The following is a 15492-nucleotide window of genomic DNA, read 5'->3' as shown; positions in this document are numbered from 1 at the left end:
TTATGAAAATTGTGTAAGTTGAAATTTACTTTTAATTAATTCCTCTAAATCACGCATTGGAGCCAATGCATTTTTTAATTTCTCTTTATCTGTTTTCGATAATTCTTTAATATTTATATATTGACCTGAGTCGTCATTTTTCAACCCTTCAACTGTTCTGAATTTTAATAACGTCAGAAACGCTTCCGCACAGCTTAAATATATCTCAGCATTTTTAGAGTCTGAAATAGCAAGTTGTTTAAATCTTAAATAAGTGTTATTGATTCCTTTAATATTTGAACTTAGTATCAACAGTCTTGCAGAATCGATTAGAGGCATTAATGCTCTCGTTTTTATGTCAAATTTCATTTTATGAGGTCCTTCTTCCTCTAAGATGAATTTTTTGAAAAAACTCAATGGTGAATTCCGTTTTAAAGCATCATTTCCTAAAAAGTCAAAAAACAAAGGATTATTAATTGCATTTTTAAAAATGACATTTTCAATAGCTTCTTCAATTTTTGGTTCGCCAAAAACAATTTCATAATCAAAGAAAATGCTGCTTAAGTCATTACTGTTTTCACCTGGAGTATTCATCCAGCTATTATACTGTTTAATCCAGTCAGTCAAGGATTTACACCATAGCATATTACTTGCCATATGGCCATTTGGACAATATTCATAGCCTACTTTTTCCAGCAATGATGTAGTTCTTTTGGCTAATCTTAAAAAATAATCTTTTACTTCTCTGTACTTTTCGGGAGTAACATCTTCAAAAATTAATATACTGTCCTGATCCGTAAGCAGAAGCTGTTCTTTTCTACCCTGACTTCCAATACTTAGCCACGCAAAACGGGCAGGAGGGGAGCCCAAATCCAAAATAGTTAATTCAACTGCCCTTTTTATCAGCGCAAGATTTATTTCGTTGGCAATATTGCATACGTGCGAAATTGAAATGTTTTTTTGTATTGAGTTCTGAATCAAATCAGATAATCGGTCCCGAATCTGCTTTAAATCTTTTGGTAATTGAGATCTTTTAATTTCCTTAATTAACACACCTGGATTACTGGCCTGAGCTACAATTAAGTCATGTTCAGAAATAATTCCTTTAACTGCTGATTTGTTGGTTCCGTCTTTCGTAACACAGAGATGTGTAACATTATGTTTCAGCATTAATAATTGTGCTTCTGCCAAAGAAACATTTTCTATCACCGTAACGACAGGCGATGACATGATTTTATCTATAGTCTCGGTGATTGGATAACGGCCTGTAGCTATTTTTGAGGATAAATCAGCGTCAGTCAGAATGCCAATTGGATTATTGTTTTCGCACACTACAATATTATCAACCATAGAATCAGTCATTAAGAGTGCAACATCTTTTACAATTTTATCAGCTGTGGTTGTTAAAGGTGCGTTATTATAACTAAGTGACTGTATATATTGCAGTTCTGATTGTGTATCAGAATAAAATCCATTATCAGAAGCCAATTTATTTCCGGAATTTACATTGTCTTTAGTGTGGCGTGAATTGATTGCAAAACTTTCCAATAAAAAATTTAATACATCCGAATTATTGGCAACAAACGGCCTGAAAGCAGCAATAGGAATAGCATAAACAATACTTTCTTCTCGTGCTTTGGCTGTCATCATATAATTGTTTTTTGCAAAAAAAGGACGTAAACCAAAAATATCACCTTCATGACATTTATTTATAATAGTTTCTTCAGCATCTGCAATGGTTGTAAGATTGATAGTTCCAGATGATACCACATAAAAGCTATCATGAAGTAAATCATTATTTTGAAACAATACGGCGTGTTTTTCTAAATTTATTACACGAATATTGGTTGCAATATTAAAAAGTTCCTGAAAGGTCAAATTATCAAATGGCGGATATTCTTTTAAAAAATCTGCAATATGTTCAGCAATTGTATTCATAATAAATTTAATATAGTCAAATGTAAAAATAATAAAATAAATAAATCATTATACGATATTGTATGAGCAAAACGATTGATTTATACAATTCTTATTTTTTTACAAAAATTTCTAATAATTAAAAGATTTTGATTTCGTATTTTGCTCATTGTCTTTATATTAAATATTCTGTAATATTCGACACAGGATAATTTTTGTATAGTTAATTTTTTTAATATCAAGTAAATCATTTTTTAGCACAGAGGAGATAATTTATTTTCTATTTTACATAATATAAATTATGATTCAATTTGATTCAAATTAAAAAGCATTATTTTTTTAATGCTTTTGTTGATTATTAAATCTTTTTCGAATAAACAGCTTTTCCATTTAGTGAAACTTCAATTTCATTTCTTTGTTCATTAAAAGTTGTTCTTAAAACATTGCCTTTGAAAATTGAAACGTCACCGTAAATTTTTCCGGTTTCTGATGAAACATATTCAAATATTAATTTTTTGTTGTCTGGTTCAATACCTAATTTATAACTTGAGAATTTGGTACCCTTTAAATTAAATTCCTGTTGTGAATCAATAATCTTTCCGTCCGCATAAAAATTTGTTATCGATTTGTTAAGTGTAATATCAGGATAATATTCATTCACTTTTTTAAGAAGTTCATACTGACCAGTGTTCACATCTTCAATTTTTGATGTTATGGTTTGAGCAAATGAAATTGTTGAAAAAATAAGAGTCAGGAATAAGGTGATTTTTTTCATGTTTATAATTTTTTAGTTTATCGTTTCTAAAACTTTTTTAAAAACTTACATAATAACCATTTTTGAACAAAAATTAATTATTATAGATAACAAGATAGTAAATATTTATCTTTGCATGAAATTTATAGTGATATTTTAAGAAAATGACAACAAAAAAATATTTCAAATTAATACTGATTTTAGGCTCTTTAACCGCTCTTGGTCCATTTTCAATCGACATGTATCTGCCTGGATTTTCAGGGATAGCTGCAGATTTAAATACTACTGTTGCGAAAGTTTCTATGAGTTTGTCCAGTTATTTTATCGGAATTTCTGCAGGGCAGCTGCTGTATGGTCCATTATTAGACCGGTTTGGTCGAAAAAAACCTTTATTCGCAGGTTTGATGGTTTATATTCTGGCTTCTTTGGGATGTGTGTATGTTGCGGATATCGATACATTTATACTTCTTCGGTTCATACAGGCAGTTGGCAGTTGTGCCGCGACGGTAGCCTCTGTTGCTATGGTTAGGGATTTGTTTCCCGTGAAAGATATTCCTAAAGTTTTTTCATTGCTGATGCTTGTTCTCGGACTTTCACCAATGTTGGCGCCTACAATCGGCGGCTATGTAACCGAAGATTATGGCTGGCATTTCGTGTTTTTAATATTAATGTGCATGGGTATTGCTATTCTTGCAGCGTCTCAAATAGGTTTGCCAAATACTTATAAACCGGACACTTCGATTTCATTAAAGCCAAAACCAATTATTACAAACTTTTTAAAAGTGCTTAAAAATCCGCAATTTTTTACTTATGCGTTTACAGGTTCAATCGCTTTTTCCGGATTATTTTCATACGTAGCGGCCTCTCCTATTGTTTTTATGGATATTTACCATGTTGATGCTAAAACATACGGTTGGATTTTTGCTTTTATGTCTGTAAGTTTTATTGGCTCCAGTCAGTTAAATTCGGTTTTATTAAAGAAATTTTCGAGTGAGCAGATGATATTTTGTGCTTTAATTGCACAGTCGGTAATAAGTATCCTTTTTTTGATTCTTTCATTGAATAATCTTTTGGGATTGTACGGAACTATCGGGATGTTGTTTCTGTTTCTAGGCTGCCTTGGTATCTCAAATCCTAATACCGCCGGACTTACGATTGCTCCTTTTGCTAAAAATGCCGGAAGCGCTTCTGCTCTTATGGGGGCAATCCAGCTTGGTTTAGGTGCTTTAGCTTCGTTTGCTGTCGGTATATTTGTTAAGGATTCTGTTGTGCCAATGGTTGTCATTATGACATCTACCACTATTTTGGCATTTATAATTCTGAATATTGGAAAACGTTTTATAAAACAAAAAATAGCAATATCTGGAGATGAAATTAAGATTGGTCATTAATAAAAAAAAAATCCGGAATTTCTAAATTCCGGATTTTTTTTATAGCTATTTTTTATCTGGTCTGATGATCATTCTAAGAGACTGGTCTCTTGCAAAATAAGCAACCATCCAGTTGTAAAATGTATTTAATCTGTTTCTGTAAGTAATCAATGAAATTAAATGGACAAATAGCCAGATAAACCAGGCAAAGAATCCTTTGAAATGCCATTTAGGATTTGGCAAATCAACTACAGCTTTGTTTTTTCCTATAATCGCCATAGAGCCTTTATCATTGTAAATAAAAGGTTTAAGCGGTTTGTTATGAAGTGTTGCTTTGAAGTTTTTAGCCAGGTTTATTCCTTGTTGTATGGCAACCTGCGCTACCTGAGGATGGCCATCAGGGAAGTTTTTATCAGCAGTTAAAATAGCTGTATCACCGATAGCATATATATTTTCTGTAGCATTCACTTTGTTAAAAGCGTCAGTAGCCATTCTTCTTCCGCGGCCATAACTTTCGGCTGGCATTCCTTCAAATATTTTTGCAGTAACACCTGCAGCCCATATTAAATTTTTAGTCTTAATTGTTTCTCCATTTTCAAAATACACAGTGTCATCTACGTAATCTGTTACCTTGCTGTTCAATTTAACAACAACACCTAATTTTGTAAGTGCCTCTAAAGTATCTTTTTGAGAAGCCTCACTCATTGGTGCAAGCAGTGCGTCTCCTCCATCAACCAAATAAATATTACTTGCTGTAGTTTCTAATTCTGGATATTCCTTTAACAGAATATTTTTTCGCATCTCTGCAAACATCCCTGAAACCTCTACTCCTGTCGGTCCTCCACCGGCTACAACAATAGTCAGTAATTTACGACGCTTACGGATTTCTTTGCAGATTGCTGCTTTTTCCAGATTTTTAAGCAATGTATTTCGCATTACGATGGCATCATTTAAAGTTTTCATCGGAATGGCATTTTTCATCACGTTTTCCATACCAAAATAACTGGTTTCGGCACCTGTTGCAAAAACCAGGTGGTCATATGATAATTCACCGTTATTCAAAATTACTTTGTTTTCCGCCGGAACAACTGATAATAATTCACCTAAACGAAACTGAAGATTCTTTTTTCCGGCAAAAAACTTCCTAAACGGATAACTGATACTTGAAGGTTCTAAAAATGCCGTAGCAACCTGATATATAAGGGGTGGGAAAAAATTGTAATTATTTTTATCTACAAGTGTTACTTGTATTTCAGGATGATTTAGAAGTTCTTTTGCCAGATTCAATCCTGCAAAACCGCCTCCAATGATAACTATGTTCATATATTATATTTTATGTAGGTTTAATAAAAAATCACCTCTTAAAAGTACAACATTAATTAGTTTTTTAAACCAATAAAAACATTACTTTTCATATTTTTAACAGATTTTTTTAACTATATCGATATTGTTACAAAGACTATTTAGGTTGAAATTTTAAATTTGAAATTGCTATTTTTTGAACTTTTTGGCAGGCTTTTCAGTTATTTCAACTTTATTCTGTAAAACATAATTCGCCAGTAATTTTTCAATTAGCTCGTCTTTTGTAAGATGATGAAAAACAGTTTTGATTTTTGTTTTCAATTCATCTGAAATATCGTGATTTGGTTTTGTTTTAAAAATTTGTTTTGCCCAGAGCAATGTGTTGTTTTCTTCAAGACTTATTGTAGTAGGTTTTTTGAATTCAGTAAATTTCAAACCCAGCTCTCTTTCAAATTCTGCAATTTCAGCAACTTCTTCCTGTTGTAAAACTGTCAGAGAAAGTCCCTTTGCTCCTGCCCTTGCAGTTCTCCCGCTTCTGTGGACATAATTTTCGTAAGTGTCAGGCAAATGATAATTTACAACATAAGAAATTTCTTTTACATCGATTCCTCTTGCTGCCAAATCAGTTGCAACTAAAATATTGATATGCCCTTCACGAAACTGCTCCATAATTCTGTCACGGATTCCCTGTGACAAACTGCCGTGAAGCGCGCCAGATGAAAAACGGTTTATAGCCAGATTTTTAGCCAGTTTATTAACTGCAGCTTTAGTTTTGCAGAAAATAATACCACGTTCTCCCTCTTTTGAATTTAAAAAATGCATCAGAACATCTAATTTTTCAATAGGATCAACTACAATGTATTCATGGTCTATTCCCTGGTTGCCAACTGTTTCCATATTGGCGCTAATCTGAACTACATTTTTGTTTAAATAATTCTGAATTAGCTGTTTGATAGTTCCCGGCAGAGTTGCGGAAAACAATACTGTACGGTGTTTTTTAGGAAGCTCTGCAATGATTTCGTCCAGACTCTCTTTTAGGATCGCAACCATTTCGTCTGCTTCGTCTAAAACCAAATATTGGGTTTGTTTTAAATCGACTGCTTTTCGCTGAATCAAATCAATTAAACGTCCGGGAGTTGCCACAACAATATGTGTTGGATTCGTAAGCCGTTCGATTTGAGGTTTTATTGGGATTCCACCGCAAACAGATGCGATAGAAATATTTGGAATATGCTTTGAAAAATCTTCCAGATTCTTAAAAATCTGTTGTCCAAGTTCTCTTGTTGGTGCTAATATGACAGCCTGGACAAAAGATGATTTTGTGTCGATTAATTGTAATAAAGGCAGTCCGAAAGCAGCAGTTTTTCCGGTTCCGGTTTTGGCTAAGCCTACCAGATCATGAGTTTCAGATAAAAGTAGCGGAATTGTTTTTTGCTGAATTTCGGTTGGTTCAACAATGTTCAGTTCGCTTAATGCTTTTAAAATTGGTGCTGAAATTCCTAATGATGCAAATTGCTTAGACATTGTTTTTGTTTTAGATTTTTGAATAAATTGTACCACTTGTTGCGTGGATTGTATGTTTTTTTCTAAAGAAATTAAACTTCTTATGAAAACTAAAGCCCTAGCCCTGATCGAAGCGTTATCCTTTTGTGGCGGGGTTCGCCACAAAAGATTAAGCGGAGAGCAGGAAAGAGCTTCTTATAAATGAAAAAACGATTTTAAAGTTCGATTGACTCCCCTATTTCCAGAAGCATTAAATCCTTTCCTTTATCAAAAAATTTGCGGATTGCTTCTTCATGATTGATTTTGATATAACCAAATGTGTCATAGTGATAACCCAGGATTTTGTCGCATTCTATAAAATCAGAAGCAATAATGGCATCTTCAACATCCATCGTGAAATTATCTCCGATAGGTAAAATGGCTAAATCCAGTTTTGTTCGCAAAGGAATCAGTTTCATATCCATTGTCAATGCTGTATCTCCGGCGATATAGATGTTTTTGTGTTCGCCTTCGATTACAAAACCTCCGGGATTTCCTCCGTATGTGCCGTCAGGAAAAGAACTTGAGTGAATAGCACTGACATATTTTACTTTTCCAAAATCGAATTTCCAGCTTCCTCCATGGTTCATTGGATGCGTTTTAAATCCTAATTTATTGTAATACTCAGCAATTTCTGCATTTGATACAATCACTGCATTGGTTAGTTGTGCGAGAGCCTCAACATCCAAAATGTGGTCGTTATGTGCGTGTGTCAATAAAATATAATCTGCCTTTAAGTTTTGTAAATTTATTGATGCCGCTTCCGGATTTGCAGTAATAAACGGATCAACTATAATATTTTTTCCTCCTACTTCGATTGCTAAAGATGCATGACCGTAAAATGTAATTTTCATTTTGATAAATTTTAAAGTGAAACAATTATCTTCCTCCTAAAAAAAGATTTACAATAATGTCTGAAATCAATGAAATCATACAAACTGTTAATAATACAGAAAGTAAAAAAGTGCTCAGTGCCAGTTTTTTTAATTCCGGATCTAACAGTTTAGGATTCTGATTTTTATAAACGGTAATTAAATGTTTAGTTAAAGGTATATACGCCACTAGAAAAAGATACTGATCAAATCGATAATTGCTTAAAACAGCAAAAATAATCACTAAAAGCATTGCAGCAATAATTAATGAAAAGTGATAAATTTTAGCTTGTGTTCCGCCTATCTGGACTACAATAGTGTTCTTTCCTGATTTTCTGTCTGACTCTTCATCACGCATATTATTCAGGTTTAAAACTCCCACGCTTAATAAGCCAATTGATATGGCCGGTAAAATCAACAGCGGATCAACTTCTTTGGTATGCAGAAAATTAACGCCCAAAGTACTTACAAGTCCGAAGAAAACGAAAACAAATACATCTCCAAACCCTTTATAGCCATAAGCAGAATTACCAACTGTATAACGAATTGCCGAAGCAATTGCTGCGACTCCCAATAGTAAGAAAAAGATAGAATACCCAAAATTATTTTCTCCAAAAGCAAAGTATATCAGGATAATTGCAGACAAAAGTGTTAGTAATGAAGTGATTACAATTGCTTTTTTCATAGCCTGCGGTGTTATTACACCACTTTGGATAGCTCTTTGAGGGCCTACTCTGTCGGCATTATCAGTGCCTTTTACTCCATCTCCGTAATCATTTGCGAAATTGGATAAAATCTGTAAACCCAGTGTTGTTAAAAGTGCAAAGCCAAAAACTTTCCAGCTGAATACTTCTGTTGGTGTATTGATAGTTTCGGTTGGATTAGATAAGGCATAAATGCTTCCTACTATGATTCCGGAAACTGATAAAGGTAATGTGCGCAATCTGGCGGCTTCGATCCAGTGTTTCATTCTGTTTTTTTAGTTTATTTAGTTTCAGGTTTCAGGTTTCAGGTTTTTTTTACAGAACGTGTAACATTAAACTTGAAACCTGAAACAGTTTTTTTAATCTATGGAAGCCATTTGTTTTCGCCAAAATTCGGCTTCCTCTTTTCTAAAAAGGCATTTCTTCCCTCTTTTGCTTCTTCAGTCATATAAGCCAGTCGGGTTGCTTCGCCTGCAAAAACCTGCTGACCAACCATTCCGTCATCAGTAAGGTTCATGGCAAATTTTAGCATTTTTATAGACGTTGGAGATTTTTGAAGGATTTCCTGCGCCCATTCGTATGCGGTTGCTTCGAGTTCATCATGAGGAATCACGGCATTTACCATTCCCATTTCGAAAGCTTCCTGAGCCGAATAATTTCTTCCTAAAAAGAAGATTTCACGTGCCTTTTTCTGACCAACCATTTTAGCCAGGTAAGCTGATCCGTATCCACCGTCAAAACTGGTTACATCTGCGTCAGTTTGTTTAAAAATAGCATGTTCTTTGCTTGCAAGCGTCATATCGCAGACTACATGTAAGCTATGTCCGCCGCCAACTGCCCAGCCCGGTACAACTGCAATTACAACTTTTGGCATAAAACGGATTAATCGCTGTACTTCAAGAATATTTAAACGGTGTTGTCCGTCATCTCCCACATAGCCCTGATGTCCGCGTGCATTTTGATCTCCTCCGCTGCAAAAAGAATAGATTCCGTCTTTTGTTGAAGGACCTTCTGCAGATAATAAAACCACCCCTATTGACGTATCTTCCTGTGCATCGTAAAAAGCCTGGTATAATTCTGATGTAGTTTTTGGGCGAAAAGCATTCCTGACATTTGGTCTGTTAAAAGCGATTCTTGCTACACCATTGCATTTTTTATATGTTATATCTTCGAATTCTCTGACAGTTTTCCAATCCATGTATATATTTCTTTTGATTTTTAAATTATAGTGTAAAAATAAGTCATTTTTACATTTTTACCTACTCAATTCCCGGGAAGTCTTTTTTCTGGAGCAAATAGCTGAAATAATAACACTGAAAAAAATAAAAAATAACACTTTTTAACACTTGCCTTTAAAAAAATTAATTAATTTTACAACCTAGAAATCAATAAGATACATTTTATTTTATCGGTTTGATGACTGATTTCTTTCACTGATTTATTAACCTAAAAAATGACTTTTTTGAGAAAAATTAAAAAATTTGTCGCTCATCTTTTTATGGTTTTTAATTATATGACTAAAAGCAATGGGCAAATGATTTATTTGTATGTTTCGACTTCAGGAAAAAGATAGTAACACCAAAGGTTAAATAGTAGAATTGTTTATTTCGATTATGAAAAATGATTATGGAAATGAGAAATAATAATTGAAAACTTTCTATAAGATACATTGCAAAACCAAAGGATAAGCCGTGAAATTGATTGATTGTTGCTGAATTATACGGATGAATTATTTAAAAGACATAAGTTAAAGAAGTAAATCTTAAAATTCGTAAAATTTTTACTTTTTAAAATACATTAAAGATTATTTTATTTCTGTTTTTTTTTAATTACAATTTTTTAAAACTGAATAAAAAAGAGGAAGGCTATTCGTAAAGGATAGCCTTTCTTGTTTCCCTTCCGAAAAAATCTGATAATTGAAGAGTCTATTTAGATGTAACTTTTTTAGATGGGAGATTGGAAACTTTCAATAGATAAGTACCTTCCGGAAGCTGGTTTAGATTTATATCCTGAACATTATTGCTTAGTATTTTTTGTCCCTGAGAAAATATTTCTATTTTTTTTGAACTTAAGACAGTTGGTTTTATGATTGGCGTTGCTAAATCTGAGTGTATTTTTTCATTTTCTTTGTTAACTACAATTTCTTTTGTGTTACTGGCTAAAGTTGTAGCAGGTTGTTTTGAAGATTCATATAAATCATATATTTCTTTATCAGAAAGGGCAACATTATAAATTTTCAAGTCATCAATATCAGCATTCACACCTATTGTTGTATTTATCTCGCCTAATCTGAAAATTGTCCCTTTTGTATCACGGGACATGCCTTTGATGTACTTTAGTAATTCGCCATTTCTGTATATTTTTGAAATCGTGCCATCAAAAGTAATGCTGTATTGGTACCATATATTTTTAATCAAAGGAACATTCACAATAAGATCATTTGATGAGCCCCATCCGGCTAAGCTTAAATCAGAGTTTGAAGTTGTAGTTCCTTGCTGCAGCAGTCCAAAGTATTGGGCGTTATACGCTGAACCATATCCCCAAATATAATTCGGAGTAGAAATATCATTCATCTTAACCCAGATAGTTATTGTTCTGGAAGCGTATTTCTGTGGAAGATTGTCAATTACAGCCTCCAAAGCCTTATTTGTTAGCCTTTGAGCGCTTTTTTCATTTCCCATTCGGTCCGGAACGTAATTTTCTGCCCCTGTAAAAGATATAGTATTTTTTGTATTATGTAATGTACCATTAAAATTGAATTCCTGAATTGGTATCTGTGCCAGAATAATATCTGAAATAATTATGATTAGAGTGAGGAATATTTTTTTCATGGGACTTTTAATATTAAAAATATCATTTTAATACTACTAAAATAAGAGTAAGCCTATTTTGGAAGAAATTTAACCGATAAACAGCATGGATAAACGTTAAAATACTTAAAGTAATAAAGCGGCATAATACATTTTGAGTTTGTCTTTCAATAAAGTTTTATTTTTTGATAAAAAGCGATGTAGTGCTTTATAAAAATTTAGTTAAATTGTAAGGCATTTTATTTGGAGGACCGAAAATTACCTGAGTTGTTTAGATAGGTTAAAGAAAACAGCAAAAAAATTTCAACTTATATTTTATTCACAACCAATGAATTAAAAAATAACTTTAAATTAAGTTCAATTTTTGTTTGCAAACACCAAAAACGTTGCTATATTTGCAACCGCTTAGAACAACAAAGCGCATGATGCTGAGATCGGGGAGATACTCAAGCGGCCAACGAGGGCAGACTGTAAATCTGCTGTGTGAACTTCGCAGGTTCGAATCCTGCTCTCCCCACAAAAAGGGTAAAAGAAGCCGAAACGAAAGTTTTTCAATCTTTTCAAAAACCCGCAAAAAACGTGGTAAAGCCTGCAAATCCTAAGATTCGCAGGCTTTTTTCATTTATACTGCTTTTCAAATTTTTTAAAACCTAACAAAATGTCTGTGGCAAAATCGTGGCACTTTTATGTGACTGGAAAATGTGCCACAGAAATTGAACAAATCCCTTATAAACACAGGGATTAAGGAGGTTAACGACTTGTTTTTTTGACGCTATAATTCTACATTTATTAATCTAAAAGACTGAATTATGTTGGAGAACAGTTTTGGGTTGGTTTTCTTTTTGAAAATACCCCGCAATGAAAGTAAAATTAGAACGGTTTATTTCAGAATAACCGTAGACAGCATTCCAAAGGAGGCGTCCACTAAAAGAAAATGGGACATCACCCGATGGGATCAGAAAGCTGAACGCGCAGTCGGCTTAAAAGAAGATGCAAAATCTTTAAACTTCTTTCTGGATTCACTGACTTTAAAAATCAATGAAATCAAAACCGAAATGATGTACAGCGGTAAATCTATAACCGCTGAGAAAATTATGGATCACGTTCTTGGAAGAATAGCTCCAAGAGTTAAGGTCCTTGAAGAATTTCAAAAACACAACGATGAAATGAAGGCGCTTCTGGGAAAAGGATATGCTAAAGGCACGCTTGATCGGTTTACTATTACTAAAAATCATTTAACAGCCTTTATTAAATTCAAATTCAAGAAAGATAATATTGAATTTACAGATTTAAATCTTGAGTTCGTTAAGGACTTTGAATTTTACCTGAGAACAGTCCGCGACTGCAGCAACAACACCACCCTAAAGTATATTGCAAATTTCAAAAAGATTGTAATCCGCGCCATTGATAAGGAATTAATCACCAAGGACCCATTTAAGAACTTTAAGGGACGTAAAACAAAACTGGTAAAAAAACCACTCACCACACAGGAATTGTACGAACTGGAAAGACATTATTTCACAACTGACAGACTCAATGTCGTAAGGGATGTATTCGTCTTCCAATGCTACACTGGACTGGCTTACATAGACGCATATCAATTAAAGAAAACTGATATCAAAGAAGGCATTGATGGAAATCTATGGATTATGTCCGAAAGACAAAAAACAAACTCATCTTTTAATGTCCCTCTTCTTCCCCAAGCACTGAAAATAGTTGAAAAATATAAAGAACATCCTCTGTGTATCCAGCGTGGAACCGTACTCCCTGTTTCATCCAATCAGAAAATGAATGAATATCTAAAAGAGGTGGCAGTCTTGTGCGGCTTTCCTTTTACATTAAACACGCATATGGCACGGCGTACTTTTGGAAGCACAGTCACGCTCAATAACAATGTTCCTATAAACGTAGTTAAAGAACTGCTCGGCCATTCCTCAGTAAAGCAGACAGAGGCGTACGCAATAACTGAGCAGGTAACAATTGGTCGTGAAATGTCCATTCTCAATAAAAAACTCAATAAAACTGGATCCAAAATATCTAAACCTGATTTGGCGGTTCTCAGCAGGCTCGAAAAGGAAATTCAGGCAATCAAAAAGAAATACAACATTTCTTCGTGATCAATAAATTTAAAAATATATTTAAAATTAAAAGAGGCTATCTCAAATATTTTGAGATAGCCTCCTTTTACACAACTTAACTTCGCTTTTATATCCTGGATGATAAGATGGGGTGTACTTAATGTATCCTAAATCCTGAAGCTGTTTAAAATACTTATGATAAGTCGGCAGCGTATTGACATGTGACAGCTCCATAATTTTACTGCGGCTGACTTTAATCCTTCTTCTTTGGCCCTGCCTATAGCCTAATCCTAGTATTGCTGTCAAAATTGATAGATGCCAGACATTTAGTTTAGGATCATTACTATACATTGACAGATAACTCATTATAAAGCTTTCTTTTAATCTCTTAGTGTTTATCATCATCAAATAATTTTTGAAGATCTTCTTTATTATAGTAGTACGACCCAAGCACTTTTTTGAAACGGACTTTTTGGCTTGTTCTAAGATTCTGTACTGAACCTGCTGAAATATCAAGCAGTTTTCTCACAGACTTGCTTTTAATCCACTCTGGTTCCAAAGTTTCTTTCCGTCCAGAATCCTTATCTTTAAATAAAGCCTGTATTTTATCTACTAGAAGAAGACCAAACTGTCTCAGATCTTCCTTGGTTACAATTTCATTCATAGTACAATTTCATAAAATTATTAATTGCAGAATCTTTAGATGTCCGCGTCAGCTGAAAACAAAAAATATACTTCACTTCCACGATTTTTTTTAAAAGATGGTCTATACTTTATATATCCATACTGATGAAGTTCCTGGACACATTTATGATACGTATTTGCTGAAGAAACTTTAGCAATAACAATAATCTCCGAGCTAAAGACAAAAATTGGATTAATAAAGCCCTTAACGGATCTGAACTGCAGTAAAGCCGCATAAATGGCAATATGCATTGGACTGATCCGATAATCATTCTTTATTGCGGTGAAAAAATCCGATAAAGGCTTTAAAGTTTCCATAATTTTAAAGTGAAGGAGATTTTCTTTTATTTACTTTATTATCTTTCCTCCCCCAATCCCCTTCATCTGAATCTGGACTCTGTTTGTGATCTTTAGAAACTGATTCTTTTTGAGATTCAGCCTTTTTTTCTTCCTTGCTCTCTCGATGGTTGATTCTCTGAAGATTTGCATCATAAACATTGACAGTCTTAAATTGGGGATTTGCCTCCACAAACATTTTACTTTCAACACCGCTAACAAGGAAAGTCGCTGACTGAAGATTTCCTTTTTTAAGGGAATTTAAAAGGTCTTCTTTATAATGCGGAGTATTGAGCTCTTTGATTGAATGTTTTGCCAGACTTGCTTCCAAATCATACCCATAATTCTGATGGTATTGGTTCAGCTTAAAATTACCATTGTCAGATTGTTTAAAGTCGATTTTCAGCCAGCAATTATAGCTCTCCCCTTCTTTGTTTTTAAGATCTTTATTGACAGATCTGCCTTCCATCAAATTATAAGCCTCTTTCATTGTAATGCTGGCGCTGTCTTTGTTGATGTAAAAGGTCTGTTCCAGACCAGGTTTGTTTTCTTCTTTCTGAAGATTGACATGATAGGAATTAAAAAAGTATATATCTGTCTGCTCAGACCTTTTGAAATTTAATTCTACAGTTAAGGTATCCTTATTTGGCAGACCATTGTTCATAATGCCGGTGTGCATAATTTTAAATTCCTTATCTCCCTTCATTATGTTCTCTCGCAGTTCAGCATCGAACGTTTCTCCAAATCCAGTATATTTTAACTGGTCTTTCAGGTATTCTAAATTTTTCTCATTCATTGCGTTTTCATTTAAATTATTTTCTAAAATTTCTCTCCTATCTATTTCCCTTTTGGCAAATCCAGTAAGTTCTATTGCTTCATTTTCGGAAGTATCTGCCCCGCTATTCAAAACTGCTCGCAAGTCGTCGATAACTGATTCAATCGGCAGGCTATGAAAATAATTCGCATCATTGTTCATAACCAAACAGTACTCCTTCGCATCCAAGGGATTTCTAAAAAACTCAATTGTGTCGGTATCAGTCACCTCATCGGTATTAAATGCGGCAAATCGATGGCCGTTATAAGCCATTTCCTCAGCAAATGACAGCATCATTTCAGTGTCAGCTAAATTGATTATCATAATTTA

The 15492-nt window shown here is 33.7% G+C and carries 14 protein-coding genes and 1 tRNA gene; 3 read left to right on the top strand and 12 right to left on the bottom strand.

Annotation, left to right across the window (positions count from 1 at the left end):
- Both GXM17_RS01400 and GXM17_RS01395 read right to left on the bottom strand, forming a co-directional pair.
- Window positions 1-1917 (bottom strand): DUF294 nucleotidyltransferase-like domain-containing protein, encoded by a 1917-nt coding sequence (locus GXM17_RS01400; RefSeq protein ID WP_163397499.1) that lies wholly within the window; start codon window positions 1915-1917, stop codon window positions 1-3.
- Window positions 1918-2254: 337 nt separating this feature from the next.
- Window positions 2255-2671, bottom strand: a complete 417-nt coding sequence (locus GXM17_RS01395; protein ID WP_163397498.1) for a hypothetical protein — start codon at window positions 2669-2671, stop codon at window positions 2255-2257.
- Window positions 2672-2814: 143 nt separating this feature from the next.
- On the opposite strand from GXM17_RS01395, the gene GXM17_RS01390 reads away from it, so the two are divergent.
- A complete protein-coding gene (locus tag GXM17_RS01390; protein ID WP_163397497.1) occupies window positions 2815-4041 on the top strand; it encodes a multidrug effflux MFS transporter in 1227 nt (408 codons plus the stop codon).
- A 45-nt stretch (window positions 4042-4086) separates the two neighbouring features.
- Here the strand turns inward: GXM17_RS01390 and GXM17_RS01385 are convergent, their stop codons facing one another.
- The 6 genes from GXM17_RS01385 to GXM17_RS01360 all read right to left on the bottom strand — a co-directional run bounded on the left by GXM17_RS01385 (window position 4087) and on the right by GXM17_RS01360 (window position 11271).
- On the bottom strand, window positions 4087-5343 hold the full coding sequence (locus tag GXM17_RS01385) for an NAD(P)/FAD-dependent oxidoreductase (RefSeq protein ID WP_163397496.1): 1257 nt from the start codon (window positions 5341-5343) through the stop codon (window positions 4087-4089).
- Window positions 5344-5511: 168 nt separating this feature from the next.
- Window positions 5512-6846 carry a DEAD/DEAH box helicase gene (locus GXM17_RS01380; RefSeq protein ID WP_163397495.1) on the bottom strand — a complete coding sequence of 445 codons (1335 nt, stop codon included), beginning with the start codon at window positions 6844-6846 and terminating at the stop codon, window positions 5512-5514.
- A 194-nt stretch (window positions 6847-7040) separates the two neighbouring features.
- Window positions 7041-7718, bottom strand: coding sequence for a metal-dependent hydrolase (locus GXM17_RS01375; protein WP_163397494.1), 678 nt, complete (start codon window positions 7716-7718; stop codon window positions 7041-7043).
- A 25-nt stretch (window positions 7719-7743) separates the two neighbouring features.
- On the bottom strand, window positions 7744-8706 hold the full coding sequence (menA, locus tag GXM17_RS01370) for a 1,4-dihydroxy-2-naphthoate octaprenyltransferase (RefSeq protein WP_163397493.1): 963 nt from the start codon (window positions 8704-8706) through the stop codon (window positions 7744-7746).
- Window positions 8707-8804: 98 nt separating this feature from the next.
- The gene (locus GXM17_RS01365; protein ID WP_163397492.1) at window positions 8805-9638 is read right to left on the bottom strand and encodes a 1,4-dihydroxy-2-naphthoyl-CoA synthase; all 834 of its coding nucleotides are present in this window, start codon (window positions 9636-9638) and stop codon (window positions 8805-8807) included.
- 727 nt (window positions 9639-10365) lie between these two features.
- Window positions 10366-11271, bottom strand: a complete 906-nt coding sequence (locus GXM17_RS01360; RefSeq protein ID WP_163397491.1) for a LamG domain-containing protein — start codon at window positions 11269-11271, stop codon at window positions 10366-10368.
- A gap of 415 nt (window positions 11272-11686) precedes the next feature.
- Here GXM17_RS01360 and GXM17_RS01355 point away from each other — a divergent pair.
- Both GXM17_RS01355 and GXM17_RS01350 read left to right on the top strand, forming a co-directional pair.
- Window positions 11687-11767, top strand: a tRNA-Tyr gene (locus tag GXM17_RS01355).
- A gap of 292 nt (window positions 11768-12059) precedes the next feature.
- Complete coding sequence (locus tag GXM17_RS01350; RefSeq protein ID WP_163397490.1) at window positions 12060-13367, top strand: site-specific integrase; 1308 nt, start codon at window positions 12060-12062, stop codon at window positions 13365-13367.
- A 42-nt stretch (window positions 13368-13409) separates the two neighbouring features.
- Here GXM17_RS01350 and GXM17_RS01345 read toward each other — a convergent pair whose 3' ends face one another.
- Genes GXM17_RS01345 through GXM17_RS01335 form a run of 4 tightly spaced genes read right to left on the bottom strand, consistent with a single transcriptional unit; the run spans window position 13410 to window position 15486 of the window.
- Entirely contained in the window at window positions 13410-13730 is a 321-nt protein-coding gene (locus GXM17_RS01345; RefSeq protein ID WP_163397489.1) for a hypothetical protein, read from the bottom strand.
- Entirely contained in the window at window positions 13717-13992 is a 276-nt protein-coding gene (locus GXM17_RS01340) for a hypothetical protein (RefSeq protein ID WP_012026320.1), read from the bottom strand. The genes GXM17_RS01345 and GXM17_RS01340 overlap by 14 nt, the downstream gene beginning before the upstream one ends.
- Window positions 13993-14027: 35 nt before the next feature.
- Window positions 14028-14330: a hypothetical protein gene (locus GXM17_RS21745; RefSeq protein ID WP_244307307.1), complete on the bottom strand. Its 303-nt coding sequence runs from the start codon at window positions 14328-14330 to the stop codon at window positions 14028-14030.
- A 4-nt stretch (window positions 14331-14334) separates the two neighbouring features.
- Window positions 14335-15486 carry a hypothetical protein gene (locus GXM17_RS01335; RefSeq protein WP_163397488.1) on the bottom strand — a complete coding sequence of 384 codons (1152 nt, stop codon included), beginning with the start codon at window positions 15484-15486 and terminating at the stop codon, window positions 14335-14337.
- Window positions 15487-15492: the final 6 nt, after the last annotated feature.

The sequence above is a fragment of the Flavobacterium fluviatile genome (genome assembly GCF_010645065.1).
Lineage (GTDB): Bacteria > Bacteroidota > Bacteroidia > Flavobacteriales > Flavobacteriaceae > Flavobacterium > Flavobacterium fluviatile.
Note: the sequence above shows the minus strand (reverse complement) of the source record. Positions and strands in the feature narration are given on the sequence as shown.

Coding starts and splice junctions, on each gene's coding strand:
- GXM17_RS01400 (WP_163397499.1), bottom strand. CDS start 1,917: ATGAATACAATTGCTGAACATATTGCAGATTTTTTAAAAGAATATCCG.
- GXM17_RS01395 (WP_163397498.1), bottom strand. CDS start 2,671: ATGAAAAAAATCACCTTATTCCTGACTCTTATTTTTTCAACAATTTCA.
- GXM17_RS01390 (WP_163397497.1), top strand. CDS start 2,815: ATGACAACAAAAAAATATTTCAAATTAATACTGATTTTAGGCTCTTTA.
- GXM17_RS01385 (WP_163397496.1), bottom strand. CDS start 5,343: ATGAACATAGTTATCATTGGAGGCGGTTTTGCAGGATTGAATCTGGCA.
- GXM17_RS01380 (WP_163397495.1), bottom strand. CDS start 6,846: ATGTCTAAGCAATTTGCATCATTAGGAATTTCAGCACCAATTTTAAAA.
- GXM17_RS01375 (WP_163397494.1), bottom strand. CDS start 7,718: ATGAAAATTACATTTTACGGTCATGCATCTTTAGCAATCGAAGTAGGA.
- menA (WP_163397493.1), bottom strand. CDS start 8,706: ATGAAACACTGGATCGAAGCCGCCAGATTGCGCACATTACCTTTATCA.
- GXM17_RS01365 (WP_163397492.1), bottom strand. CDS start 9,638: ATGGATTGGAAAACTGTCAGAGAATTCGAAGATATAACATATAAAAAA.
- GXM17_RS01360 (WP_163397491.1), bottom strand. CDS start 11,271: ATGAAAAAAATATTCCTCACTCTAATCATAATTATTTCAGATATTATT.
- GXM17_RS01350 (WP_163397490.1), top strand. CDS start 12,060: ATGTTGGAGAACAGTTTTGGGTTGGTTTTCTTTTTGAAAATACCCCGC.
- GXM17_RS01345 (WP_163397489.1), bottom strand. CDS start 13,730: ATGATAAACACTAAGAGATTAAAAGAAAGCTTTATAATGAGTTATCTG.
- GXM17_RS01340 (WP_012026320.1), bottom strand. CDS start 13,992: ATGAATGAAATTGTAACCAAGGAAGATCTGAGACAGTTTGGTCTTCTT.
- GXM17_RS21745 (WP_244307307.1), bottom strand. CDS start 14,330: ATGGAAACTTTAAAGCCTTTATCGGATTTTTTCACCGCAATAAAGAAT.
- GXM17_RS01335 (WP_163397488.1), bottom strand. CDS start 15,486: ATGATAATCAATTTAGCTGACACTGAAATGATGCTGTCATTTGCTGAG.